At 44.0% G+C, this 24,556-nt stretch carries 23 protein-coding genes, 1 other RNA gene, 1 pseudogene and 1 other annotated feature (1 of these 26 only partly in view); of the genes and pseudogenes, 4 read left to right on the forward strand and 21 right to left on the reverse strand.

Translation table 11 applies throughout. From position 1 onward, the window contains the following. Window positions 1–229: a binding site (T-box leader), on the reverse strand (it extends 28 nt beyond the left edge of the window). A gap of 212 nt (window positions 230–441) precedes the next feature. The 4 genes from BUC05_RS03510 to BUC05_RS03525 all read right to left on the reverse strand — a co-directional run bounded on the left by BUC05_RS03510 (window position 442) and on the right by BUC05_RS03525 (window position 3,361). Further along, the gene (locus tag BUC05_RS03510) at window positions 442–720 is read right to left on the reverse strand and encodes a DUF2564 family protein (RefSeq protein ID WP_011246842.1); all 279 of its coding nucleotides are present in this window, start codon (window positions 718–720) and stop codon (window positions 442–444) included. 78 nt (window positions 721–798) lie between these two features. Then, window positions 799–2,319 (reverse strand): gluconokinase, encoded by a 1,521-nt coding sequence (locus BUC05_RS03515; protein WP_167369557.1) that lies wholly within the window; start codon window positions 2,317–2,319, stop codon window positions 799–801. A 126-nt stretch (window positions 2,320–2,445) separates the two neighbouring features. Further along, window positions 2,446–2,739, reverse strand: coding sequence for a hypothetical protein (locus tag BUC05_RS03520; protein ID WP_062746792.1), 294 nt, complete (start codon window positions 2,737–2,739; stop codon window positions 2,446–2,448). A gap of 271 nt (window positions 2,740–3,010) precedes the next feature. Further along, window positions 3,011–3,361, reverse strand: coding sequence for an SH3 domain-containing protein (locus BUC05_RS03525; protein ID WP_062746790.1), 351 nt, complete (start codon window positions 3,359–3,361; stop codon window positions 3,011–3,013). 271 nt (window positions 3,362–3,632) lie between these two features. On the opposite strand from BUC05_RS03525, the gene BUC05_RS03530 reads away from it, so the two are divergent. The 3 genes from BUC05_RS03530 to BUC05_RS03540 are packed head-to-tail and all read left to right on the forward strand — an operon-like array spanning window position 3,633 to window position 7,355. Continuing rightward, the gene (locus tag BUC05_RS03530; RefSeq protein ID WP_063609549.1) at window positions 3,633–5,153 is read left to right on the forward strand and encodes a spore germination protein; all 1,521 of its coding nucleotides are present in this window, start codon (window positions 3,633–3,635) and stop codon (window positions 5,151–5,153) included. A 16-nt stretch (window positions 5,154–5,169) separates the two neighbouring features. Further along, a complete protein-coding gene (locus tag BUC05_RS03535) occupies window positions 5,170–6,285 on the forward strand; it encodes a GerAB/ArcD/ProY family transporter (protein WP_063609548.1) in 1,116 nt (371 codons plus the stop codon). Continuing rightward, entirely contained in the window at window positions 6,282–7,355 is a 1,074-nt protein-coding gene (locus tag BUC05_RS03540; RefSeq protein ID WP_063609547.1) for a Ger(x)C family spore germination protein, read from the forward strand. Before BUC05_RS03535 ends, BUC05_RS03540 begins: the two co-directional genes overlap by 4 nt. A 41-nt stretch (window positions 7,356–7,396) precedes the next feature. Here the strand turns inward: BUC05_RS03540 and BUC05_RS03545 are convergent, their stop codons facing one another. The 17 genes and pseudogenes from BUC05_RS03545 to BUC05_RS03630 form a co-directional block, all read right to left on the reverse strand. After that, window positions 7,397–7,606, reverse strand: a complete 210-nt coding sequence (locus tag BUC05_RS03545) for a hypothetical protein (protein WP_035202542.1) — start codon at window positions 7,604–7,606, stop codon at window positions 7,397–7,399. A gap of 447 nt (window positions 7,607–8,053) precedes the next feature. Beyond that, a complete protein-coding gene (locus tag BUC05_RS03555) occupies window positions 8,054–9,283 on the reverse strand; it encodes a methyl-accepting chemotaxis protein (RefSeq protein ID WP_073304084.1) in 1,230 nt (409 codons plus the stop codon). A 27-nt stretch (window positions 9,284–9,310) separates the two neighbouring features. Beyond that, window positions 9,311–9,688, reverse strand: coding sequence for a hypothetical protein (locus tag BUC05_RS03560; protein WP_011246850.1), 378 nt, complete (start codon window positions 9,686–9,688; stop codon window positions 9,311–9,313). A 63-nt stretch (window positions 9,689–9,751) separates the two neighbouring features. Further along, entirely contained in the window at window positions 9,752–10,123 is a 372-nt protein-coding gene (locus BUC05_RS03565) for a carboxymuconolactone decarboxylase family protein (RefSeq protein WP_011246851.1), read from the reverse strand. A 17-nt stretch (window positions 10,124–10,140) separates the two neighbouring features. Further along, complete coding sequence (locus BUC05_RS03570; protein ID WP_063609855.1) at window positions 10,141–11,775, reverse strand: thiamine pyrophosphate-binding protein; 1,635 nt, start codon at window positions 11,773–11,775, stop codon at window positions 10,141–10,143. 396 nt (window positions 11,776–12,171) lie between these two features. After that, window positions 12,172–13,155, reverse strand: coding sequence for a Gfo/Idh/MocA family protein (locus BUC05_RS03575; protein ID WP_063609854.1), 984 nt, complete (start codon window positions 13,153–13,155; stop codon window positions 12,172–12,174). Window positions 13,156–13,219: 64 nt separating this feature from the next. Further along, on the reverse strand, window positions 13,220–14,359 hold the full coding sequence (locus BUC05_RS03580; protein WP_011246854.1) for a THUMP domain-containing class I SAM-dependent RNA methyltransferase: 1,140 nt from the start codon (window positions 14,357–14,359) through the stop codon (window positions 13,220–13,222). A 33-nt stretch (window positions 14,360–14,392) separates the two neighbouring features. Then, entirely contained in the window at window positions 14,393–14,656 is a 264-nt protein-coding gene (locus tag BUC05_RS03585) for a hypothetical protein (protein ID WP_011246855.1), read from the reverse strand. Between the two features lie 162 nt (window positions 14,657–14,818). After that, window positions 14,819–15,925: an RNA-guided endonuclease TnpB family protein gene (locus BUC05_RS03590; protein ID WP_011246856.1), complete on the reverse strand. Its 1,107-nt coding sequence runs from the start codon at window positions 15,923–15,925 to the stop codon at window positions 14,819–14,821. A gap of 11 nt (window positions 15,926–15,936) precedes the next feature. Further along, window positions 15,937–16,231 (reverse strand): annotated as a pseudogene (locus BUC05_RS03595) (IS200/IS605 family transposase); the annotation flags it as partial. A gap of 190 nt (window positions 16,232–16,421) precedes the next feature. Further along, window positions 16,422–16,803, reverse strand: an RNA gene (gene rnpB, locus BUC05_RS03600) — RNase P RNA component class B. Window positions 16,804–16,861: 58 nt separating this feature from the next. After that, window positions 16,862–17,263 carry an RNase H family protein gene (locus BUC05_RS03605; protein ID WP_011246857.1) on the reverse strand — a complete coding sequence of 134 codons (402 nt, stop codon included), beginning with the start codon at window positions 17,261–17,263 and terminating at the stop codon, window positions 16,862–16,864. Then, window positions 17,263–17,580, reverse strand: a complete 318-nt coding sequence (gene gpsB / locus BUC05_RS03610) for a cell division regulator GpsB (protein ID WP_011246858.1) — start codon at window positions 17,578–17,580, stop codon at window positions 17,263–17,265. Before gpsB ends, BUC05_RS03605 begins: the two co-directional genes overlap by 1 nt. A gap of 104 nt (window positions 17,581–17,684) precedes the next feature. Then, window positions 17,685–18,251 carry an SLOG family protein gene (locus BUC05_RS03615; RefSeq protein WP_011246859.1) on the reverse strand — a complete coding sequence of 189 codons (567 nt, stop codon included), beginning with the start codon at window positions 18,249–18,251 and terminating at the stop codon, window positions 17,685–17,687. 38 nt (window positions 18,252–18,289) lie between these two features. Continuing rightward, on the reverse strand, window positions 18,290–18,781 hold the full coding sequence (locus tag BUC05_RS03620) for a spore coat protein (RefSeq protein WP_011246860.1): 492 nt from the start codon (window positions 18,779–18,781) through the stop codon (window positions 18,290–18,292). 190 nt (window positions 18,782–18,971) lie between these two features. After that, on the reverse strand, window positions 18,972–20,174 hold the full coding sequence (locus BUC05_RS03625; protein WP_011246861.1) for a ribonuclease H-like domain-containing protein: 1,203 nt from the start codon (window positions 20,172–20,174) through the stop codon (window positions 18,972–18,974). A gap of 34 nt (window positions 20,175–20,208) precedes the next feature. Then, entirely contained in the window at window positions 20,209–22,479 is a 2,271-nt protein-coding gene (locus BUC05_RS03630; protein ID WP_035202548.1) for a DEAD/DEAH box helicase, read from the reverse strand. A gap of 159 nt (window positions 22,480–22,638) precedes the next feature. Between BUC05_RS03630 and pepF the strand changes: the two genes are divergently transcribed. Then, window positions 22,639–24,432, forward strand: a complete 1,794-nt coding sequence (pepF, locus tag BUC05_RS03635; protein ID WP_063609853.1) for an oligoendopeptidase F — start codon at window positions 22,639–22,641, stop codon at window positions 24,430–24,432. Window positions 24,433–24,556: the final 124 nt, after the last annotated feature.

Genomic DNA, 24,556 nt, shown 5'->3' on the forward strand with positions numbered 1-24,556 from the left:
TGCCACCCCAGTTTGGCAATATGTCACCATATTCCCCTCATTAGGTACGGTATGAAGTCCATACGTATACCCTAGCTCTATAACAGGAGCTCCTGTCACACTATCACCTACATGGGATCCAATGTGCCGCTCTGAGGCTTGCTTCCAACCATTCCTCCTTACTCCTTTTCACCAACTGGAGCTCTCTTTGAAGAATTCCTGATTGTACTCTTCTCTTCATCGCATTTTTTTGATTGTCGCTTAATGAATGTTAGACAATCATAGCAAATCTTCACGTGGGAAGTAAAGTACTTTATACGTCAAATTATCCTTGTTTCAAGTGAATGGTCGTCGGTGGTATCCCCCACTGCAACAAGGTTTAGCTTGTTCCTGTCGCAAAGTGGAAAATTGGATGGGGCCTCTTTCCCTTTGTTGTTTGTTTTAGACCATATATAGCGCTGCCTAGTCTTGCAAGTCTTCTTCTGCCTCATGCAATTGATGAGCCGCTTGGTCGAGCAAAGCCGATGAATGAGCTGCAAAAGCGTTATCCATGTTATGCTGGTGAGCAAGTGCATGTGTAAATTGTTCGCGTGCTTGCTTTAATGCCGCATTTGCATTTTCAATTTGGTCAGGGTCCATGCTATGGGTAGCTTGGCCAACCGCATGTTGTGCAGCTTGGATGGCAAGTTCAATTTGCTTGAGATCGCTGTAGCCATATACATCTTTAGGGTAATTGTTCATGAGTCTGCCTCCTTTATGGCTAGCATGAACGGATTTATACCCATTTATTCAAATTAGTTAACATAATAAAAATACGGTTTACTTACTTTGAAAGGCTGCAATGGCGCTAAATTCTGTTTCTAGTTTTTGGTACAGGCGTTCATACATAGCAAACAGCTCTTGGTATACTTCTGTATGCTGAAGGTTAGGCTTAAAAAGGAGTGCCTGCTCTTTTTTCTCTGTTTTTGCTGCGGCAAACATATCGAGTTCCCCAATGGCATGTTTGGCAAGCAAAACAGCTCCTAGCGCTGAAGCATGGTGAGACGGAGGCAAAGAGACATCTTGGCCAATGATATCCGCCAGCATTTGGACCCATTCAGGCGAGCGAGCAAATCCGCCTGAAGCTTGGACGCGGTCGATTGTGCCAAGGGATTGCTTCAATGCGTTTACAACGGAGCAAATGCTATAGAGGACTCCTTCCATTACAGCTCTTGCAAAGTGAGAATGTTGATGGTGCATAGAAACGCCGAAAAAAGTCCCTCTTGCATCCGGGTCCCAAAATGGAGCACGCTCCCCATTTAAAAATGGAAGAAACAGCAAACCTTCGGAACCAGCAGGAACATTGGCCGCTGACTTAATAATCGATTCATGGATAGAGCGTCCATTTGCTTCCGTTTGCATTCCTTTTGAAAATTGGTCAATAAACCATTGCAATGCCATACCACCGTTGTTGGTCGCACCGCCTGCGATGAACTTTCCTTCTGTAAGCGCATAACAAAATGTTCGCTGTAACTCGTCCGTCACTACGTCATCTACAAGCGTTCGCACAGCTCCACTTGTCCCAATAGTAATCGCAACCGTTCCTTTTTCTAGCGCGTCAGCGCCAATATTGGCCAATACGCCGTCCCCTGCGCCAATAAAAAAACGGCAATCCGTTCCAACTGGAAGCAGCGCTTGTGCCTCTGCTGTTAGCGGCGGCAATTCGTAAGTTGTGGGCACGAGCGAAGACAACTTATCTTCACTAATTTCAAGAAAAGCTAATACGTCTTTATCCCATGCTTGTTTCCGTAAATGATAAAGGCCTGTCCCACTCGCCATTGAATGATCGACCACATAGTGGCCAGTCAATCGCAAACATAAATATTCTTTCATCGTGATAAATTTATACGCTTGTTTAAAAACAGATCGCTCATTTTCTCGTAACCAGTGGATTTTGCCAATCCAAGACATCGGATGAATCGGTATTCCTGTATTTTCATAAAAATGTCTTCCTTGGCTTGTCCCTTTTAACGTTTTTATAAAAGGGGCGCAACGATTGTCTGCCCAAGTAATCGCAAGCGTCAGCGGTTTGCCGTTTTGGTCAACGGCGATGAGTGAATGCATGGCTGAGGACAAGGCAACCAATGAAACATCTTTTCCTTGTATTTGCCCTTTATTTATAACGTGGTGAAGGACTGTAAAACAAGCATCAACGACGACATCTGGATCTTGCTCTGCATAGTTTACCTTCCGTTTTAGCAATGGATAGGCAATTTCACATGCGCAAATTTCTTCGTTGTTCGCTGTATAGAGCACGGCTTTTGCGCTCGTAGTGCCTATGTCTAAACCAATTGAATACACGAAAAAAATCCCCCTCTCCCTTCTTATCATTACGCAAATTCGCTTTTTTGTCACGGCTTTTGTGGGAATTACGTGTAGGGTAAGATGGTCAGTATTTCTGTTGATTATCTCATAAGTAGAAGGATTTCAAAAAGGAATTTCTTTTCGCCGCTCCCCTATTTCAGAAAACCAATTGGCATCTTTCAATTCCAGTGCAAGTAATTGCATCGTATGGTAATCCTCGTCTTCTAACGTCAATTCGGCTTTATGTATGTCTTTATAGTAAATTAAAATCGGCGCTTTTGACCGTTCGGGATGAAGCGTATGGAAATAGTACGTTTGGTATAAAGGATCTTTGCAATGAAAGGATTTGTTTTTTTCAATCCACCCTAAAATCGTGTGATTGCCTCGTTTTATTGTTACCCACGAACCATCTAGCATAGCGTGCACTCCTTTAGGTGTAGTGTTGTTTATTTTGTTTTTTTTATGTGAAATACGATAAGTGAAATTATGAGGAAAGTGGTGGAAAAGTAGAGCTACACGTATCAGTCATGGAAAGACATATGTGGCTCCACGGGGGATCTATCAACGAACAACCTATTGTTTGCGCCCGTTTATCAACATAGCGGACTTCGTGATTCCAGGCAGTTTTATTTATGCATCATTTTTGAATGAGTTCTTGCCGGTCATTGATTCGCTCTTTCTATTTTGCCTATTGCTGCTTTAACAGCATGGCAGCTGGGATCCAGCCTTCCTCGCCTTTTTCAGTACGAGCAAACAGCCAGCCGTTTAATTCTTTATTGACAATAAGCCGTTGTCCTACTGCAACTGTCAACTCGTGTGCAGTATAGGATTCCAACAAATAGGCCTCTCCCTTTTCATTTGGAACTGTTAAAAATTGTTTCGGTACCCACCCCTTCTTATGCGATTTGTCCGCTTCACAAAAAATCCACTTTGGGTAATCGGTATCTTCCTCGCCATATTGGACGCTCTCGCCTTTTTCTAAAATGAGTGGATCAGGATAACACGTTTGATACCTTTTAGTAACAATATATAATGACATCTGACGACTCCTCTTCCATTTTTTTTTATTATAGAAGCCAGATAACATTTCGTCAAAATTAAAAAAACATCTCCACAGTGGCGAACAATCCATGTGAAATGGCCAATAAAAAAACGCCCTGCCTAGTGGTTACTATTACCCGGCTTAAACGATGTACATGCCATGAACAGTGAGCTTATCAATCTTTTTCCCACCCCACATTCTCTTTTTCATGCATAAAAGAAGTGGCTCAACACAGACTAATGGACATGCCAATCTCGGAGTGATGCCAATGCCTAAACAAAGCAAACAAGGCCGTTTCGAACGAAAAATTCGTAAACAAAAACGTTCAAGCGCGAAGACGCTGGAAGAGCTCCTTGACTTGTGTCGGCGATCAAATGATTTTCATTCCTTTAAACAGGCGGACGACAATCCTTTTGAGATTTATTATTTTTCATCGATCGTCAAACCCAACGTCATCCATGAACAGATTTTGCCAGTTCTTGCTAATAAGCAACTTAAAACACTCGTTGGTGTAAAAGAAGCGATTAGAGTAGAAGAAACGAAAATTGAACATCAGTTAGCTAAAATTGAACAAGCTTTAATGCGCGGCGAAGTCCTTATTTGTCTTCAACAGGCACCGACAGAAGCGTTGCTTGTCCCAGCACAGCAAGCTGAAACTCGTTCGATCAATCCGCCTGAAGTCGAGTTTAGTGTAGTTGGGCCAAAAGAAGCGTTTGTTGAACCGCTGTCGACCAATATTAACTTAGTGCGCAAGCGGCTGCCGATTCCAGACCTTGTCATAACCGAACGAATCGTTGGCCATTTAAGTAAAACAAAAGTAGCAATTTTACATATAGACGGCATTACAAATAATCAAGTCGTACAAACGGTCACACAACGCATTGAAGACATCGGCTTTGATGAAATCATCGATAGTTCTTATATCGCGCAATTGATTTCAGATGACTCCAATTCGATTTTCCCGCAACTGATTGATACAGAACGCCCCGACCGAGTTGCTGCGATGCTCGCCGAAGGAAAAGTTGCCGTAATTGTTGATGGCTCGCCCCATGCACTTACTGGGCCAACTTCATTTGTTGAATTTTTTTCTGCTATTGAAGATTATTTTTTGCCATGGCCACTCGCCTCTGCTTTTCGTCTTATCCGGCTATGTGCTGTATTGTTTTCGATTTTGTCGACAGCCTTGTATGTGGCTGTGATGACGTACCATTATGAAATGATTCCGACACAACTGCTGAATACACTCGTTTCCTCGCGAAGCGGCATTCCCTTTCCGCCTATTTTTGAGGCGTTGATTCTCGAACTTGTCATTGAGTTGCTAAGAGAGGCTGGAGCACGATTGCCGAATAAAATTGGCCAAACGATTGGGATCGTTGGCGGTATTGTTATCGGAACTGCTGCCGTCGAAGCAGGCCTTACAAGCAATATACTCTTAATCATTGTTGCTTTGACTGCGCTTGCTTCCTTTACGACACCTATTTACCAAATGGGCAATACAATCCGGTTGATTCGTTTTCCTTTTATCCTTGCTGCCCAGTGGCTTGGCTTTTTAGGAGTAGCGGCTTGTTTCGCCCTCATTCTAAGCCATTTACTTGTTTTAACTTCGCTTGGACAACCTTATTTAGCACCAATTTATCCGTTGAGAGTAACTGATTTGAAAGACTCCTTTTTTAGGTTGCCGTTTAACAAACAGAAAAAGCGCCCCGTAAGCGTACGAGCTAAGAAACGCAAGCGCTTTAGCTCCAGCCACGACGGCAACCATCTAAAAAAGCGCGACATCGAGGAGTAAAAAAAGGAGTGGACCAATGATGCCAGCTACACACACTCAAGCCCCAAGTGAAAGTCGGCTACTCTCGCCGTTTTTCAGCTTTTTTATCGTTGTCGGCGCTCAAATCAGCGTTGGCGTCCTTGGTTTTGAGCGAATTATCGCTACGTTTTCAGGCCAGGACGCTTGGTTATCTGTGGTGCTGGCAGGGATGACAGTCCATGTACTCGTGTGGCTTCTATACGGCATATTGAAGCGAGGGGAAGGAGACCTTGTCGCGATCCACAAAGCCGTGCTTGGAAAAGCAGTTGGTGGTTTGCTGAACCTTTATTTTATCGGCTATTTTGCCTTGCTTGCTTACACGGTCATTCGTACGTATATCGAGATTATTCAAATGTGGATGTTTGTCGAAGTGTATGTATGGGTATTGTTTTTGCTGCTCGTCTGCCTTGCCTATTCTTATGTAACAAATGGGCTGCGTGTCGTTGTCGGTCTTTGTGTGATTGGCCTCTTTGTTTCAGCCCCATTGCTTTTGGCAAATTATTTTGCATTTACACATGCGAATGTTAGCAATCTGTTCCCTTTGTTCGAACATTCACCGCAAGCCATTCTCCTCGGCAGCAAAGCAATGACGCTTAATATGCTCGGCTTCGAGGTTTTATTGGTTGCCTATCCCTTTTTAAAAAACGGTCCTGCATCGCAAAAATGGAGCCATTTAGCGGTCTTCACAACCACACTCATCTACACGCTTGCAATTGTGTTAACGACTATCTATTTTAATCAAAATCAACTTAATCAAACGATTTGGGCCACAATTACCTTATGGAAAGTCGTCGATTTGTCCGTCATCGAACGCTTTGAGTACATTGGTATTTCGACTTGGCTATTTGTTGTGTTGCCTACCATTTGCTTGCTGCTTTGGGCAGCAAGCCGCATTGCAAACCAAGCCTTCTCCATCAAACAACGCACCGGATTGCGCCTGTTAATTGTCTTGCTGTTTGTTTGCTCCTTTTTCGTCGTAGGGCGTAAGGAAGTCAATCAATTGAATGATATGACAGCCGCAATTGGCTTTTGGACCATTATTACTTACGTCCCATTCTTATACATTGCCCAAAAAGTAAAGCTTGCTGTTATTAAAGGAGGGAACAAACGATGAAAAAATGGCTGCTTGCCCTTTGCTGCGTTTTAGTGCTAGGAGGATGCGCGCCTCGTACAAAAGTGATTGAAGACATTCAGCTCATTCAAGCAATTGGCTATGATTATGTGAATAAAAACGAATTCAGGAGCGTAGCGAGTTCACTCATCGTCCTTCCTAGCGAGGAAACGCTGCCGCAAACAAAAGTATTTACTGCTACCGGAAATACTTCCCGGATCACACAAAAAAAAATGCAAACAGAGTCTTCCAAATACATGGTTGTCGGCCGGATTGGGCTCATGTTGTTTCAAGACCGCCTTGCCGAAGACGGCATTTTTTATTTTTTAAATGTCCACCAACGGGATTCAATGATCGGACGCAATCTTCGCCCTGCGATTGTTGAAGGAAAAACATTCGATTTGCTCTCTAAAAATTACCATTTAGACACGACTGTTTATCAATATTTAAATGAATTACTTGAACAGAGTGAACGGGAAATTTACCCACGTGTCACACTGCATACCGCCTTATACCAATATTACGCAGAAGGCACTGATATGTTTTTGCCCATCATTAAAGGCAATGATGATCACGCTCGTGTAACAGGCTTGGCATTGTTTAAAGAGGACCGTTATATCGATAAGCTGAATGTCCATGAAGCTTCCTTTTTTAAATTGCTTTCAGAGCCGTTCCGAGGTGGTTTTTACCAAGTGCAAATTAGCAGTGATTCGTTTGCAAGCCTTGAGAATGTCCAAGCAACACCGCAATACACGATTACCAAAGACGATAACGGCTTACATGTTTCTATTCTCGTCTACATGAAAGGCGTTGTTAGTGAAAGTGGCGGCTTAAGCATGAGTGCCAAAGACCTCACTAAAATAAAAGAGCTCGGCATTCAACAGTTCGAAGAGCAAATGCAAACACTAGTTAACAGGTTCCAACAGCGCGGCATCGATCCGATTGGCCTTGGCGACGTGGCCAGTAGCAAAATCCGCCATTTGAATATGGAGCAATGGCATGACACTTACCCATCTCTTGATATTGATGTCAACGTCGATCTAACCGTGATCGGAAGCGGCATTACAGATTAAAGCGTCAAACCCGTATCTGTCTTTAGGCACAACTTGGTGATTTAATAAACTGCAACTAAAAAATCGCTCTTGCTGTATACTCGGATTGGAATATCAGGATACTCTTTTTTCAAAGAAGGAATTTGTTGCAATGCTTTTTCCTTTTTCTTGTAATACTCAGGCTTACCTACCCGCTGCCCTGCTTCATCAATGAGCGTAATCAGCCACATTGCCTCAAATACGTCGTATGTGATTTCAATTCTGCTATCCATAAAAACAAGCCTCCATTTATTCATTGATACTGTTTCATATCATTGTAGCAAAAAAGCAAGAAAAATGTCGATTTTTCTTGCTTTTTGTTCCTACTGCGATTAAGAAAATGGATTCTGCAAGCAAAAAAAGCCTTTGCCGCAATGGCAAAGGCTTCAAAGGAAAACTTTGAAAAGGGATAAGGGGGATCTTACAAACTAAATGATAATGAATATCATTTTCAATGTCAAGCCCTTTTTGTGCTTTCTTCTTTAAAATGCCTTTAAAAAAGGAGCTGATTTTGGTCAGCTCCAATCATGGCTCACCCCACTACCAGAAAGAAGGGAGATAACTGTATTATAACGAATTGCATTTTTGCTGTAAACAAAAAAAGTTGACCGAAGGAAACTTTTTGACCCACAACTAAAAATGGCAACAGCACCGATCAAGGGCTGTTGCCATTTTATTCATTAAGCCAACTGCGTATCGAGTTCGTAAACAACATCTGTTAAAACAGTCGCTGAAGCGGAGATTTCTTGCATCGATGCGCTCAGTTCTTCCACCACTGCCGCTACATGTTGTACGCTGCCATTTGCTTGTGCCGCTATCGCAGAAATGTCGGCAATCGTGCCCGAAATGCTGTCCATATGGCTAGAAACTTCGCGGATAGATTCTGAGACATCTTGGATGAACTCATCGACTTCCAGAGCATTGTCGTAAATGTCTTTAAAGACAATGCCAACTTCACGGCTCATCGTTATCCCGTCTTCCACAGAAATAGTGCTTTTTTCAATCACTTCGGCTGCTTGTCTGCTTTGCTGGTGAATTTCAGAAATGATCTCTTGAATATCGCTTGTCGCAACATTTGTTTGTTCTGCCAATGATCGTACTTCGTTAGCGACCACAGCAAATCCCCTTCCATGTTCGCCTGCCCGCGCTGCTTCAATTTCTGCATTAAGGGCCAGCAAATTGGTTTGCTTTGAGATGCCGACAATAAACGTGAGAATGTGTTCAATTTGCTCTGTCTTTTTTCCAAGCTCACGAATGACTTCGTGGGAATGCTGGACATGATCGCCAATCAGATCAATTTGGGCCGTAATATTTTCGACGGCTTTGTTCCCGTTTTTAGTATGGGTTAAAGCCGTTTGCGAAGATTGGGCGACAAATTCGGTGCTCTCTAATACTTCTTTTACGTTAAAGACAATTTCCGCAGCTGTGCTATTCACGTTTTGGATAGCTTCTACTTGTCCTGTGTTGCCTGCCGCTACTTCCTGCATCACTTCTGCAATCTCCGCTACGCCTTCGCTAGTTTCAGCGGCAGATGCTTGCAATTGGGCGGAAACGGTAGTTGTTTTTGCAGTTAGCTCGTTGTTCTTTTCTTGATTGTCTTTTACCGTTAGCGCCTCAAGCAGCATATCGAGCTGACTCGCAGCTTTCCCTTCTTTAATTGCACCAAAATTGACCTGTTGTTCTGCTTTTTTTAAAGGGGCAAACATACGCTTAGAGAAATAGCTAGCAAGGAGCACGGTGAGTCCGCTGGCAATTATAAGGCTCACCCATAGTTCAAAACGAGCAAACGAAAGGGGATAACTAAGTTGCCCGGCAAGCGCCAGCACAACAACCGGAACAATCATTGCTATAAGGGTGCAGCCAGCTAATCGAATTTGCAGTTGCTTATAAACTGAACCTTTTCTTTTCATATTTGCTAACCGTGCCTTTCCGTGTGTTTACATTTTAAAATCGGGAGCGCCGATAAATGCAAGCGCCTGGTCTAAATCGGTAAATGCCCGCACGCTTTCATATGTTCCGGCCTTTTTTGACAAGCGGTTTAACTGCATTTTCAACGTAACACTTGGCGTAATTGTTGCATTCTTATCAACATTGCTAGCTACCCACTCCATTAATTCTCCCCATATTTCGCTCACTTCTGGTTTGGCAACCGTTTTAATATGGCTATTGTCATTTAGGAATTTCTTTATGCCTGGCTTGCTTAGTTCGCTTTTGACAAAAGCTGCTTGTTCTTTCGCTTCCTCCACAGTCGCAGCCATTTCCAAATACTTAAAGTAAAAAACGTCATCTTTTATTTTCGTTTCAAATTTTGCCATTTTTGCTTCCCCCAATTCAAATGTTGTTAAACCGAAAAATCAGTCTTGATATGTGGCTAATTGCTATGGTGTGTATTCATCCCATACTTGCTTAAATACAAATAAGGCATGGATGGCTTTTGGAAATCCGGCATACGCACTACAATGATTAATGACTTCCAAAATCTCTTCCTTTGACACCCCGACACGCAATGCTGCTTTGTAATGATAGGTTAGCCCCCTGCCTTGGTCCCCTTGTGTAATTAAAGAAGAAAGCGTAATTAACGCCCGTTGTTTTAAGTCAAGTGCGTCTCCCGCATATACATCGCCATAACCAAACTCAAGCGCTAGCTTCGCAAGGCGCGGCGAAAACGCTTCGACTGCCTCCATGGCCTCGATCCCTGCTTCGCCCGCCATCTCTTCAATTTGTTTCCATCCTAATTGTGCTTTTTCCATGGTTTGAGTTCCTTTCTTTACCCTCGTCCGAGCGTTGGCGGCGTCTCTTCTTTGCTGACCATGACTTCAACCACTACCGGCCCCTCAAATCGGTTCCCTTTTTGCACCGCTTCTTTCACTTCTGCAACAGTGTTGCAGCGAAACCCTTTTGCCCCTAAAGATTCTGCAAATAGGGCAGCATTGATTTCCTGTTCATACCTTGTTCCTGCTGTCCGACCTAAATTATGCTTCATTCCTTTGTCAACCATATCAAGCATGCCATTATTAAAGACAACGAATAGGACATTCGTTTTTTGGTCGACTGCTGTAGCGATTTCTGTCCCGTGCATGTATAAGCAGCCATCTCCAGTAAAACAAGCAATTGGTCGTTGAGGTTGAGCCATCTTTGCCCCTATTGAAAGACCGATCGCATGGCCCATTGCCCCAAACACATCATCGAAGTAAAACGTTCCCGGCACCAATGTACGAAAATGCTTAATTGCATAAAACGTGTGGCTGCCGTCATCTCCATAAACAACAGTGTCTGCTGGCAGCACTTCCCGAAGTGCGCCCATTGTTTGCGCAGTAGAAAGTCGATCACAACCATCGACTGGCGCGCGGTTCCTGTCTCTGTACTCTCGCAAATCAACCTGTTGCCGTTGTGGAAACTCCTTTGCCTCAAGCAACAGTTGCTGTAAATTGATTTTGGCGTCTCCTTGGACAAATAGCGTATCAGCAGGCAGCGATTTCCCGACAAATAGCCCTTGATAATCAAAATGGAGCACTTGACTTGGCATTCCTCCTGCTGTAAGCCCTACTGTTGACATATCGCTTAGTTTTGAGCCTACTACAAGAAGCAAGTCAATCGGCTTGTCTTTTACATAAGCAGCAGCTCCTTCTGTACCGCCTAATCCGAGACTGCCAAGAGAAAGAGGATGATCGGTCACAAACGTCCCTTTTCCACCAGGAGTCGTCACAACAGGTATACTCCACTTTTCCGCTACTTGTTCCACTTCCTTGTAAGCACCAGAAAAATGGGCACCTTTCCCAACTAGCATGAGTGGACGTTTTGCTCTATTCAACGCTTTAATGGCTAGTTGAATGTTTCCTGAGCGTATGTGGTCTTGCACCGGTAAACGAGAAAGCGTAAATTCATCCACTTCCTCAATCAAAATATCCAACGGAACGGACAAATGGACCGGCCCCTTTGCTCCTGTCAACGCCTGTTCTTCCGCATGCTGTAAATAGCGCTTGAGCATTCCTTTGCTTTCGACTTTCGCACTGAATTTTGTAACAGGCTTGAACAAAGCTACTAAATCAGTGCCAAACATGCTTGAATCTTGGCCAAGCGCCATCCCTGATTGTGAAAGTGGCGGATGTCCTGTAATGAATAAAACGGGTGCATGGAAGGCTTGAGCCTGGGCAGCCGCAGTAATCATGTTTGTGCCACCTGGACCAGACGTCCCAATTGCCACTCCTAGTCCGCCTGTTTGCAGGGCATATCCAGTAGCCATAAAGCCTGCGCCACCTTCATGTCTAGCCAGGACAAACGATACTCCACTTTCCTCCATCGCCAAAATCAGTGGAACAACCGGTTTTCCAGGAACGCCAAAAACTGTCTTGCAACCTTTTTCCTTTATAAATTTCACTATCATTGACGCAACTTTTGGCATTCATACTCCTCCCTACGCACTATTACAGCTTCAGTGGTACCTCTCAAACAAATCTCGATAAATGTACTCTCCAAGGTAAGTGAGGTTAGTGCTGTACTTATTTACATATTATTTCTTATGGTAATTAAATCGTTGTATACACCACCTTCATTACACCTCATTTGGTCGTGTTTAAACCAAGCTCCTCTTTTATATCGGAAACGGACCGCTATCCTTTAAGGCAGCACCTGTGAACAGATTGTAAAAAAGTAAGGCATTATGAAGAAAATTTTGAGATGGCCCCATCGAGCAGGTGTATGGAAAAAAGCTCACCACTCTTATTCACACAAACAGCCGACGACGTCCCTTACGTTATTGAAGTAGGACGCTATCGGCTCGAATAAATTCTGATCCTGTTTATTGCTGATCAGCCGCAAACACAATATTGGCTGACTGTCTTGCTTTTTCAAATACTTGCATAACAGAATGCGAATGCTTTAGTAATTCTTCACAACGGTCATATCGCTGGTTGTCATAGATGTCTTTAAATGCACGAAGTTCATAATACATCAGGTTACTGCTCGTTTGTTCATTCAAATCGATTGCTTGGTCTTGTAAATGCACGCTCACATTGCGGCACCCATTTGCGCCATTTTCCACATGAATGTACCCTTTTTCTCCTTGTATCAAAACGAAATTTTTGCTTCTCGTATCTTTAGCGCCCACACACTCAGCTACCAAATCGCGGTATTTTAATACAACGACTCCTGAAGTGTCTATTCCATTTGGATGTTTGTTTGCTGTGTAGTCAACTGACTGAGGCGCTCCAAATAAATGTAGGACAAAGTGAAGATTGTAAATATTGATGTCAGCTAATGCACCGCCAGAAAATTGCGGATTAAACACATTTGGAGTTTCACCAGCCTTTAGGAGATCATAGCGGCTAGAATATTGACTATAATTACATTGAATGAGCTTAAGCGGGCCTAATTCGCCAATCTGTTCTTTAATAAGGTGATAATTGGGCAAATGAATGGTCGTAATCGCTTCAAACACCATTAATCGTTTTTCGCGAGCAAGTTCCATGATTCGTTCTGTTTCTCGTACGGTCGACGTAAATGGCTTTTCACAGATAACGTGTTTTCCATTTTGTAATGCCTCGTACGTATGGCTAAAATGGAAACTGTTTGGTGAAGCTACGTAAATAAAGTCGATTGCTGGATCCGCAAACATGTTTACTAAATCCGTGTAGATCATTGTTATCTTGTGTTTCTCAGCTAATGGCTTCGCTGTTTCTTCTTTTCGAGAGTACATGGCAACACATTCAGCACCGTCTATGTCTTTTAAAGCGGATAAAAATAAATCTACAATCGAACCAGTACCAATCGTTCCTATCTTCATCTTGATCCTCCCTGATAAGCACCGTTTTTAAAAAAGCCCGCTTATGCGCGGGCTTTCGTTAAAACTACTCTTGTTTTGGCGGGCGTGGCCCAAAAAATTGATAGAAGTCTGTCTTAATGTTACCGTTATAAAGTTTGCGTTTTTTGTTCGCTTTTTTGCCATATAGCTGTTCAAACTCCTCGTGGGAAGTTAAAACATAAACAGACCACGTATCATGTAATGCCATGACTTGTCCCATTTCTTTGTACAAATGCTCGACTTCTTTTTGCTCCCCTAACCGTTCGCCGTAGGGGGGATTGCCAACTAAAATTCCGTATGGGCGCTTATGGCGAAAATCTTTCATTTGCATTTGTTTAAATTGAATCACATCGCCTAACCCTGCTTCTATTGCATTCCCTTTTGCCAGTTCAACCGCACGGTGGTCAATATCTGATCCAATGATATCAAGAGGCTGGTCATAATTAGCCAAATCTTCAACCTCTTCACGCGCTTGTCTCCAGCGCTCTTCCCCAATCCAGTGCCACTCCTCGGATACGAAGTCACGGTTAAACCCCGGTGCAATGTTTTGGCCAATCATGGCTGCTTCGATCGCAAGCGTCCCCGAACCACAAAAAGGATCAGCGAAAGGACGGTCTTTCGTCCATGTCGTTAACTGGATCATCGCCGCAGCAAGCGTCTCTTTTAATGGCGCCTGATTATGTAAAACACGGTATCCCCGCTTATGCAAACCTGTTCCGCTTGCATCTAATGTTAATGTCGCCACATCTTTTAATAACGCTACTTCTATTCGGTATAGCGGCCCATTTTCATCAAACCAGCTACGTTTATAGCGTTTTTTCAAGTTTTCGACGACTGCTTTCTTTACAATCGCTTGGCAATCTGAAACGCTAAATAGCTTTGATTTGACAGATCGCCCAATAACAGGAAATTCCGCATGGGGCGGCAACAAATCCGCCCACGGGAGCGCCTTTGTTTTCTCAAACAATTCATCAAAAGTCATGGCTTTAAATTCGCCAATGCGGATTTTGATCCGATCTGCTGTGCGCAGCCATAAATTTGCCCTTGGAATCGCTTCAACTGCTGCTTCAAACAACACACGGCCGTTTTCAACGGTTACGTTTTCATAGCCAAGCTGGCGTACTTCCCTTGCAGCAATTGCTTCCAGTCCCATTGTGGTTGTGGCAATGAGCGTCACTTTATTCATCGTTCATGCCCCTTTCTCTTCTCTTCACTGGCGCTAATGCCATAAATAGCCGCCTTGCGTATAAGCAAAAACAGCTCCTGCAGCAGCAATGACGCCAAAAGCAAACATTAAAAATGTCGCGAGCTTTCGCGTACGTAAGGAGCGGTGGTGCAAAAAGACAATCAGCATGTATAACGCAAAAAACAAGACAAGGAATACTCCACCTGCAAGTAAATCACCTTGAATCGCAAAGCCAATCCCAGTTAACAGGAAAAGCACAACGCCTATGAGATACATCGTTTTTGCTTGGTTGTCCATTTTTCTTCCCTCCTGCCAAACAGTGTTCCCCGTTTATTCTATCAGATTCCAGTGAACTACCGCCACCTACGCTTCGCTTAAAGGTGGAGGCTTCTAAGGTAATCGCACCTAATGGTACGAAATTGACTTAGCTATCGAGCCTGTTCCATGCTCTATTGATAATTATACGAACCGTCGTAACCCTTCACGTTTGATATTGATAGCAGCGTTCCAATCTCGATCTGCCACAAAACCACAATCACAATGGAAGATGCGCTCTGAAAGAGCGAGAGACTCCCTTACTTGACCACAACATGAACACGTTTTGGATGATGGAAACCACTTATCTATTTTGATAAGCTGTTTCCCCTGATCCTCTAACTTGTATTGGAGGAATGTCGTGAACATGCCCCATGCATGATCAGCAACGCTTTTGCCGAAATGAAGGGCTTGTGCCATTCCTTTCATGTTGAGGTCTTCAATCACCACGCAGTCATACCGTTTCGCTAATTTGTGTGATGCCTTATGTAGAAAGTCTTTTCGTTGGTTCGCCATTTTTTCATGTAGCTTCGCTACTTTCAGACGCTGTTTGTGCCAACGATGAGAGCCTTTCTTTCTGCGTGATAAAATACGCTGTTCCTTCGCTAACTTTTCCAAGGCTTGGCAATAGAAACGAGGGTAATTGGCTGTCTTCCCTTCTTCGCTATCGACAAATAAGCCATTCATGGAAAAATCTAAGCCAACAACAGCTTGTATGTCTTTTTGTGTAGGTTGATGTTCGTATTCAGTGAGAATCGAAACATTGTATTTTCCTGTTTTTGTTCGAGAAACCGTACAAGACTTGAGGACATGGTGGGACGGAATTTCCCGATGTTGTTTCATTTTTACAAGTTTCAGTTTCGGTAATTTGATATAGCCATCCAAAAGCATGATGTTTCCGTTGACCACATTGGTTGTGTAGGACTGTCTTGCCTTGCGGCTTTTGAACTTCGGAAACTCACCACGACCAGAGAAGAAGTTTTTGTATGCCTTCTGCAAATTCAGTTGGGCGTTCGCCAATGCGAGACTATCGACTTCTTTGAGCCATACAAACTCCTTTTTGTACTTGGCAGGAGTCGAGAATTTTTGCTTTTTCAAGGCTTCTTTGTCGTCCTTGAACTTCTCATATGTTTCCTTTCGTTCAGCCAACATTTTATTGTAGACGAAACGAACGCAACCGAAGGTTTTCACAAGAAGCTGCTCTTGTTCTCGCGTTGGGTACAGACGGAACTTATATGCTTTGTTTGCCATATCGAATCACCTCACTTCATCCCTTGATTTTCTATATTCTTTATCCCTTCGATGGGCGAACCACCCGTTGTAAGTAAGCAAAAGCTTCTTGACCAAACATACTCTTTCAACGTTTTCTTTCCACTTATGGAACATGCTTTTTGATAAGTCGAGAACTTGCGCTTTTATAAGCATTTCACTATTCGGATGAGCTTTGAACAAAATAGGTACATGGCCAACATCGTGATTCCATTCTGTCAAGGAAATATTAGCATTTCCCTCCAGTCTAGCAAACCTTTCTTTTACATAGTGAGATATGGCATCATCAACCTACGATAGTTTACGACCAGGAGCTTTTCATTATCATAGCACAAAAAAGAGAAACTTTAGGCTATGCCTAACCGAAATTCATCTCCCACTTTCACTCCGTTTAGAAGTGGGAGATGAATTTCGGAGGAAAATTAAAAAAAACCCTTGTAAAGGGTTTTGGCTCGCTTATAACGTTCATCTCCATGCCATCGATAAGCCATGTTCTGTACCTTTGTACTACAAACGGTGATGAGCCTCGTACTCCGGCGACAACCATCTATCTACGAATTGCTTCGTTTTTTCAGTTCCGTTCATTTTCAGACTGAAAAATGCCCCTACCATTGTTTGGGTTTCTCGCTCGAGGGGTTTACCGCGTTCCACTCTGCCCGTTTCCAAGCAGACTACGTCACTGTGGCACTTTCAAGGAGTGCATGCCTTATCCATTTGGACGTAGGCATCTCTCCTGCCGTCAGCTGCACAGCAGCTGCCCTAGCTTATGGATTAACTAGGCACGAACACTACCGGCCTCTCAGCCGGTGCGAGCATGGACTTTCCTCTACACATAAAATGCGCAGCGGTTGTCTGAAGACATGTATCTGTCATAAGCGACTTGTTCAGTTTAACACATTTGCGCCAACTTAGCAATCATTATCGAAATAACCGCTTTGGTTCACGAATGGCCAAGCGTGCAAGTTCATCGGCTTTTTTGTTTTGTTTGCTTGGCACCCACATAATAAAAAAAAGCTCCAGTTGTGCAATTTTATCCAAAATGGAACAAAGATAGCCAGCATATGCTTTTGTTTTCACATGGGCCTTTTCGATGCTGTCACTGACAAGCTTTGAATCCGTACGCACCGACACTTGTTGCCATTCCTTTTGGAGGCATAGTTCAAGGGCAATATCCACTGCGGCAAATTCAGCTTCATGGTTCGTTTTGTCTCCAAGGTGAAAACGAAATTCTTGTGCTTCGCCATCCTTTATAAAAACAAGCCCAGCTCCAGAAGGACCTGGATTGCCAGCACTGGCGCCATCCGTATAGACATGGATCATTACTCGTACATTTTGCTGCCAAACACTTTTTTCTCCAAATTGGATAGACGTTGCAAAATGTCATAATTGGTACTGCCAGCCGAAGGCGTCGTAACGGTTTGGCTCCGTTGCGGACGTTCTGTTTGCTTTTTTAAATCTTGTTTTAACAGTTCATTTTCTCGTTCAAGTTGCTCGATTTTTTTTTGAAATGCTTCATAATCTTGAATGACGGTATCGAGAAATTTATCGACTTCGTCTTGGTTGTACCCTCTCATGCTTTGTTTAAAATCTTTATCTAAAATTTCTTTTGCTGTCAGCTTAATCTCCATTTGGCTCATCTTAGATCACCTCATGTCCTATTCCACGTTACTACTTCTATTTTTTCAAAACTCGCGCCTAAAGTCAATTTAAACCGAGTCAATTCACAAACTTTTACAACGCTTTAAAGAAAGTCGTCATATTGGTCTTGACGAACCGTTTCCTCGACCTCTTCAGGAGAAATGTAAAAAATCGGCTTTCCCTGAGCTTTGGCGCTAGCAATATAGTATAATGGTGAACCTTGCTTTTCTTCATCATAAAGAACAAGCAGACCGTCCGTCCGTTGAACTAGAAAATCGTTTTTTTGCCTAAGTTGGCCGACATGCTCATATGGGCGCTTCGAGATACACTCTACAAAATCAGCCATGGCTAACCTTGCCGCATAGCGTTCTTGGGCTGCTTGGGACCAGTTTGCCTCTTGCCCTTCAAAAGGAGGCAATATCGCCAGTTTTATGTGTGGATAAGCAGTCTCCTTTAAGGAAAAGACCACATCTGCCGCCCATTGTTCAACGCCAAGTTGGCCGCTTGTAATGATCCATTCCGTCCCTTCTTCGATAAAAGGGCGCAATCGGTTTTCAATCGTTTTTTTTAAATAGTGGACCCCCTGATGACTTTCCTGAAAAATCCCCAATTCATGGGCTTTATAACCTGTTACAAGCAGTGAATGGATAGCTCGTCCCTCCTTATTCAATACGTAAGGCAGGCTCGCGCCCGCCCAACGTATTAACCTTAGTACTCGTAGCCATTAAATGGCATCATGCCACTAGGCTTCATTTCTGATTTTGTTTTTGCGGTTGGTTTTGTGCTTGCCGGCTTTGTATTTGTTGGCATCACATTGCTTGGCATCATATTGCCTGGCTTTGCATTTGACGGCATAACGTTTGCTGGCATCGTCGCTTGCGGCTTTTCGCAGAACTGCAAATTTTGCACATTCTCTTTCACGCTTTCACTATGCGGGAATTTATGAATGTGTTTGTACACATGGTTATTGACATGTGTCGTATGAGTTGGATGGATTTCTGGCACAATGTATTCGTTCGTGCTTTCAACGACATTGTGCTTCGTCGGATGGACTACTGCTGGAAGCTCATGCGTTTGCGTTGGCAACGTCATATTCGGCAAATTTGGCGCCTCACACCCACAGTCTGCGGCAGGTTTTACATTTGGTTTGCATACTGGTCTTGGTGGCGGGCAGCAATGCGGTGGACGTTTATGAAACATAAAGTAAGTTCCTCCTTTTAATATTAGAGTCACTAATACCTTATGTCAGACTATCAGCAGGTGTACTAGTTCGATTACCTATTTTTACAGCCTCCAGCCATCGGCGTTTTGCAATCGAAGTCAAAAAACGTCGCATGCTTGCGCATTTTACAGCGAAACCCGTCGACTATTGCGCTTCCCCGGGAAATGCTTATCGTTTTAATTTCCCGCTAATGCGTGTTGCCCGCTTTAACGCAGCCTCCCTTTCCTTGTTAGAGGAAGAAGACTCTAATGCCCGGTAGGCATAGATTTCCGCTTTGTCCCTTTCTTTTAAATAATGCTCATAAATAAGCGACAGCTCCGTCCAACAATGGTAGCTGGCAAACCCTTGCCGCACACAGGCATGGAACTGCTCTGCCGCTTCTGTGTAGCGCCGTTGTTTTTTCAATAAGTCGCCAAGGTGGCGCCTGGCTAAAAGGGGAAAATCTTTGCTATCCAATAAGCTTTCATATAAAGAAAACGCAGCTTGTTGCTGGCCGGTCGCTTCATGCCATCTAGCAATTTGGTAGCGTTCCGCGTCACTCGCTTGCCTCTTTGCATCTAAAATCAAGTCGCTTAACTTGGCATACAAAGCAATTAAAGACAGCATATCCGCTTCATGATGGGCAAACACAGATTCCATGAATGCTGGGTTCCCTTCCCTGACAAAGTCAAAATAAAGCATTGGCACTAGGTAGGACGGTGTATCTGCTGTACGCTTGATCCCAAGCTTTTCTGCTTCAAGCGTACTCAAATTGCATGAGGGAAGTTCGTTTTTCCACAGCCTGCGTGAACCATGGAGCAAGTCAAAATGACCGAACTTCGGCAATGCAGGCACGGCTTCCCGCAAATATGAATGGCGTGTTTTTAACCTTGGCCAATCAAACGCCTTGCCATTAAAAGTGACAAGATGGTCAAGCTTTTTGGCATCGGCAAGAAAAAAGTGATACAAAGCCACCTCGGCATCAGGTTTAGACAGCAAATACTGTTTAACCTCTACTTCTTTTTCTGTAAAAGAAGCAAAGCCAAGCAAAAACATTTGCGTGCCTGCCCCACTGCTTAATCCAGTCGTTTCCGTATCAAAAAACAACAGTTTTTCAGTAGGAATGCCCTTCTTAGACAATGGATGGGCTAAAGCACTCGAATCCCAACGATCAATTGCGGCTTTCATTTCAGCAAATGTTTTAGGGCCATGTTTTTCTTGCAAAGACATTCGCCTCGTCCGAATATAACAAATCATACCGTCAAACGAGCAAGCCTCGGTATTCAATTGTTCCCAACTTCCTTGTTCGTTGGTGTTCGCCGCCGATCCCTTCTCTTTTTCGGTGGTCGACATATGAGATTCAAACCGTTTTAATTTCGCCTTGATCGACATAGCCGCCTCCTTCCATTTAATACGGTATGTGAAATTATATAGTCATACTCCCCTTTTGTAATTGCCGAACAAGCATTTTAACGAGAACTTTTATGTTTTTTGCTGAAGAGGCGCTGCCGACACAAGACGGACAGCCTGATTCGCACTCGCATGAATCAAGAAGAACGGCAACATCGCTTAAAATGACATTTGTCCGCTCATATACTTCCTTGGCAAGCCCGATTCCTCCTGGGTAAGAATCGTATAGAAATATTGTCGGCAAGCCGGAATGGGTCGCCTTCCGTTGCGGCACAACATGAATATCACCCCGGTCACACATAATGCGCACAGGTGCAACGTGGTGAAGCAAATGAGCCAATGCTACTAATGCTTCTTCAAAGTCGCTTTCGCCGATTGTCTCTACCAACTCGGATTTAAACGATAACCACATCCCATTCGTGTGTAACTCTTCCTCTGGCAAATGAATCGGCCCTGAACCGATATTTTCCAACGTGCTAATACGTAGCTTTTTAAAAATCGTTGCTTTGCCTGTCACACTAACATCACCAAATGAAAGCTGGACATCGCCCTCTTCCCGACTCTCGTCTTCTTCAAGAACGCGGAGAGATACAGCCAGGTTCGCGTCCGTAAAATATTCAACGCTCACTTCACGGACAAACGCTTTTTTTTCATCCCAATCTAACTGTTCCACTTGATATTGAACACCTTCATGTAAATAAATCGCTTCCTCATGCAAGAGCGTCATTGCGCTAAAGCGGTCCATTTCGCCAATAACGCGATGATTGGTCACATCTGATTGGTCAATGATGACGACGTTTTCTTGTGAAGCTGAGCGCAAACTGATCCCATGGGCCGGAAAAGCGTCGCTCATCCAATGCCATTTGCCATTGTTTGCATGAAGTACATGCTGCTCTGTCAAGTAATCTAAATAGTCGTCAACGACCTCATCGCCAAAGACGTCTCCCATTGAAAACGGCAGCTCGTAGGCAGCACATTTTAAATGGTCGATAAAAATCACAAGATTATGAGGGTTTAACCTTGCTGTTTCAGGCGGCCGTTCAAAAAAATAGTGTGGATTTTTGATTATATATTGGTCGAGTGGCGTGGAGGCGGCCACCATAATCACACACGACTCTTTTTGTCTCCGCCCAGCACGGCCTGCCTGCTGCCAAGAGCTGGCGATGCTACCAGGATAGCCAGTCATGATGCAAACTTCCAGTTGGCCAATGTCAACGCCAAGCTCCAACGCATTGGTGGATACGACTCCTTTAATCTCACCGGAACGGAGCCCTCTTTCAATTTCACGGCGTTGTTTCGGCAAATAGCCGCCACGGTAGCCTCGGATTGCTGAACGATTAAATGTCCGTTTCGTCAATTCTTGGAGCCTGCTTAAAATTAGTTCAACACGCACTCTACTTTTCGCAAACACAATCGTTTGGATTCCTTCTTTCAAAAACATTCCTGCCAGCTCATTCACTTTGGCAACAGCGCTTTGCCGAATTTGCAAAGGCTCATTCACTAACGGCGGATTGTAAAACAGGAAGTGCTTTTTTCCACGCGGCGCCCCATTGTCATCAATTAAGTCAAACGTTGACCCAGTTAACTCTTGAGCCAGCTCTTTCGGATTCGCAATCGTTGCTGAAGTGCATATAAATTGAGGGTTAGCGCCGTAATATGCACAAATTCGCTTGAGCCGGGCAATGACATTGGCGACATGGCTGCCAAAAACGCCGCGGTACGTATGAAGTTCATCAATGACAATATAGCGCAAGTGCTCAAAAAACGATACCCACTTTGTATGATGGGGCAAAATCGCCGCATGAAGCATATCCGGGTTTGTTAATACGATATGGCCTGCTTTGCGAATCGACGTACGGATTTGCGGAGCAGTGTCGCCATCGTATGTATGGCATTTGATATCCATCCCTATATCGGCAATCATGCCGTGCAAATCGCTCATTTGGTCTTGTGCAAGTGCCTTTGTCGGAAATAAATACAGCGCCCGGCTATGTGGAGAAGCAGCGATCTCCTGTAGGACAGGCAAATTGTAGCATAGCGACTTTCCAGACGCTGTCGGGGTAACGGCAACAAAATGTTTGTTTGCTAATGCCTTTTCAAAGGCTTCTGCTTGGTGTGTATACAGTTCACCAATCCCCTTTTTTCGCAAGGCTTGGCAAATGTTAAAATCCAATTCAGCTGGAAAAGGCACTGTCTTCGCTTCTAGTGGCGCAATTTCTTTCCAGTAAGATACATGTTCATCTTTCTTTAATTGGTTCAATAGCTGTGGCAAACGCCGTTTAAACATGGAACCACCTCATTTATTGTCTATCCCCATTTTAGCGAATGGTTGTTCTCTTGGCTATACGTAACCATTCATAAAAAAATTCTGAAAGATGGCTGGCAAAGGCCGGGCATTCATGTATAATGGAAATATATTTCGATTAACGAAACATAGGAGGCTATTATGGATTTAACTAAACGTCAAGATGTGCCTGTAGAGGAAATGTGGGACTTAACGGCCCTGTTCCCTAATGATGAAGCATGGCAAGCAGCGCTTGCCGAAGTAAAAGAACAAAGCGCCAAGCTTCCTGTTGGCGAAAAACTTGGGGAACGCCCTGAACATTTGCTAAACGGTCTCCAAGCAAGAGAAGCGCTATTGGAAAAAGCGGTTCTGGTGATCACTTATGCTTCTCTTTCTTTAGCAGGAAATGGAGCTGATGAGGCCGCTCAAGCCAATGCAAGCCGCGTTGAAGAAGCACAAGCGCTCATCCAAGCGAAATTAGCAAAGCTAGAAGCGGATATTATTGCATTGCCGACTGGATTAATCGAGCAATTCCGTAAGTCCCTTCCTGAGCTTGAGCGGTTTAGCGTCTATTTGGACAAACTGTTGGCGAATCAGCCTTATACCCTTTCTGCCGAAACAGAAGAAGCCCTTGCTTCTCTGTCGCCTGTGTTGTCAGCGCCATACAGCACATATTCACAAAGCAAAGCTGCTGATATGTCGTTTCCTCCTTTTAAAGGGGCAAACGGCCAGGATAAGCCCCTTTCATTCGCCCGTTTTGAAGACCAGTATGAGCTTTCGCCCAATACAGAAGAACGAAGAAATGCGTTTCACGTTTTCGACGAGACGTTGAAAGCATATGAACATACATACGCGAAATTGTTTGCAACCGAAGTGTCGAAGAATGTCACAATCGCTCGCCTTAGAGGCTTTAAGTCAGCCGAAGCCATGCTTCTTCACGATCAGGACGTCAGCGAAACGATGTACCATAACCAGTTGGACACGATTTATGAGGAACTAGCTCCTCATATGCGCCGTTACGCCACGCTAAAAAAAGAGGTCCTTGGCCTTTCTGAGCTTCGTTTTGAAGATTTAAAAGCGCCGCTCGACCCAGAGTTTGAACCAGAAACAACCTATGACAACGCATTTGCAACCATCATTGACGCACTTCGCGTATTTGGCGACGACTATGTTGACATGTTGCAAAGGGCAAAGACAGACCGTTGGGTTGACCGGGCTGACAATATCGGCAAAGCGACAGGCGCTTTTTGTTCAAGCCCATATGGGGCACACCCTTACATTTTGCTGACTTGGAAAAATACGATGCGCGGTGGTTTTATTCTTGCACATGAACTAGGGCATGCAGGGCATTTTTATCTTGCCAATGCCCATCAGCCTCTCAGTGCAACTCGCCCATCGATGTATTGCATTGAAGCGCCGTCCACAATCAACGAATTGTTTTTAGGGAACCACTTGCTTAAGCAGACAGACGATCCTCGGATGAAACGCTGGGTGCTGTTGCAATTTATTGGGACGTATTATCATAACTTTGTCACGCACCTGCTTGAAGGAGTTTTCCAACACCGTGTCTATCGTTATGCTGAAGAAGGCGTGCCACTGACCGCTGTTTTGCTTCGTCAGACGAAGCAAGAGGTTATCTCCGGTTTCTGGGGCGATGCCGTTCACATTGACGAGCGCGCCGGACGGACGTGGATGAGGCAGCCTCATTACTACAAAGGCCTTTATCCGTATACGTATTCTGCTGGTTTAACAGCAGCCACCAAAGCGTACTCCCTTTATGAACAAAACGGCCAAGTAGTCATTGACCGCTGGCTAGACATGCTCAAAGCTGGCGGCACCAAAAAACCACTGGATTTATTTAAAATCGCCGGAGTCGACATGGAAAACAAAGAAACCATTCGAGCTGCAGTTGCCTATGTCGGACGTCTCATCGAAAAACTTGAGCAAAGTTATTAAACATCAGTTACGCTGTTAGCCGAGTCGAACGTAAGGTTTGGCTACAGTTTAAAAACCCGCCTGCTATGGAGGCGGGTTTTTTCATGCATAAGCACAGCTAATTATTGCACACTAACAGTAAAAG

It is taken from the genome of Shouchella rhizosphaerae (assembly GCF_900142675.1).
GTDB lineage: Bacteria > Bacillota > Bacilli > Bacillales > Bacillaceae_D > Shouchella > Shouchella rhizosphaerae.

Bases quoted from the DNA above. Each gene is read 5' to 3' on its own strand.
- BUC05_RS03530 (WP_063609549.1), top strand. From the start codon at position 3,633: ATGCCTAAACAAAGCAAACAAGGCCGTTTCGAACGAAAAATTCGTAAA.
- BUC05_RS03525 (WP_062746790.1), bottom strand. From the start codon at position 3,361: ATGTCATTATATATTGTTACTAAAAGGTATCAAACGTGTTATCCTGAT.
- BUC05_RS03540 (WP_063609547.1), top strand. From the start codon at position 6,282: ATGAAAAAATGGCTGCTTGCCCTTTGCTGCGTTTTAGTGCTAGGAGGA.
- BUC05_RS03605 (WP_011246857.1), bottom strand. From the start codon at position 17,263: ATGATCCATGTCTATACGGATGGCGCCAGTGCTGGCAATCCAGGTCCT.
- BUC05_RS03545 (WP_035202542.1), bottom strand. From the start codon at position 7,606: ATGGATAGCAGAATTGAAATCACATACGACGTATTTGAGGCAATGTGG.
- pepF (WP_063609853.1), top strand. From the start codon at position 22,639: ATGGATTTAACTAAACGTCAAGATGTGCCTGTAGAGGAAATGTGGGAC.
- BUC05_RS03570 (WP_063609855.1), bottom strand. From the start codon at position 11,775: ATGCCAAAAGTTGCGTCAATGATAGTGAAATTTATAAAGGAAAAAGGT.
- BUC05_RS03580 (WP_011246854.1), bottom strand. From the start codon at position 14,359: ATGAATAAAGTGACGCTCATTGCCACAACCACAATGGGACTGGAAGCA.
- BUC05_RS03575 (WP_063609854.1), bottom strand. From the start codon at position 13,155: ATGAAGATAGGAACGATTGGTACTGGTTCGATTGTAGATTTATTTTTA.
- BUC05_RS03620 (WP_011246860.1), bottom strand. From the start codon at position 18,781: ATGTTTCATAAACGTCCACCGCATTGCTGCCCGCCACCAAGACCAGTA.
- BUC05_RS03630 (WP_035202548.1), bottom strand. From the start codon at position 22,479: ATGTTTAAACGGCGTTTGCCACAGCTATTGAACCAATTAAAGAAAGAT.
- gpsB (WP_011246858.1), bottom strand. From the start codon at position 17,580: ATGAGCCAAATGGAGATTAAGCTGACAGCAAAAGAAATTTTAGATAAA.
- BUC05_RS03565 (WP_011246851.1), bottom strand. From the start codon at position 10,123: ATGGAAAAAGCACAATTAGGATGGAAACAAATTGAAGAGATGGCGGGC.
- BUC05_RS03535 (WP_063609548.1), top strand. From the start codon at position 5,170: ATGATGCCAGCTACACACACTCAAGCCCCAAGTGAAAGTCGGCTACTC.
- BUC05_RS03560 (WP_011246850.1), bottom strand. From the start codon at position 9,688: ATGGCAAAATTTGAAACGAAAATAAAAGATGACGTTTTTTACTTTAAG.
- BUC05_RS03585 (WP_011246855.1), bottom strand. From the start codon at position 14,656: ATGGACAACCAAGCAAAAACGATGTATCTCATAGGCGTTGTGCTTTTC.
- BUC05_RS03590 (WP_011246856.1), bottom strand. From the start codon at position 15,925: ATGGCAAACAAAGCATATAAGTTCCGTCTGTACCCAACGCGAGAACAA.
- BUC05_RS03625 (WP_011246861.1), bottom strand. From the start codon at position 20,174: ATGTCGATCAAGGCGAAATTAAAACGGTTTGAATCTCATATGTCGACC.
- BUC05_RS03520 (WP_062746792.1), bottom strand. From the start codon at position 2,739: ATGCTAGATGGTTCGTGGGTAACAATAAAACGAGGCAATCACACGATT.
- BUC05_RS03555 (WP_073304084.1), bottom strand. From the start codon at position 9,283: ATGAAAAGAAAAGGTTCAGTTTATAAGCAACTGCAAATTCGATTAGCT.
- BUC05_RS03510 (WP_011246842.1), bottom strand. From the start codon at position 720: ATGAACAATTACCCTAAAGATGTATATGGCTACAGCGATCTCAAGCAA.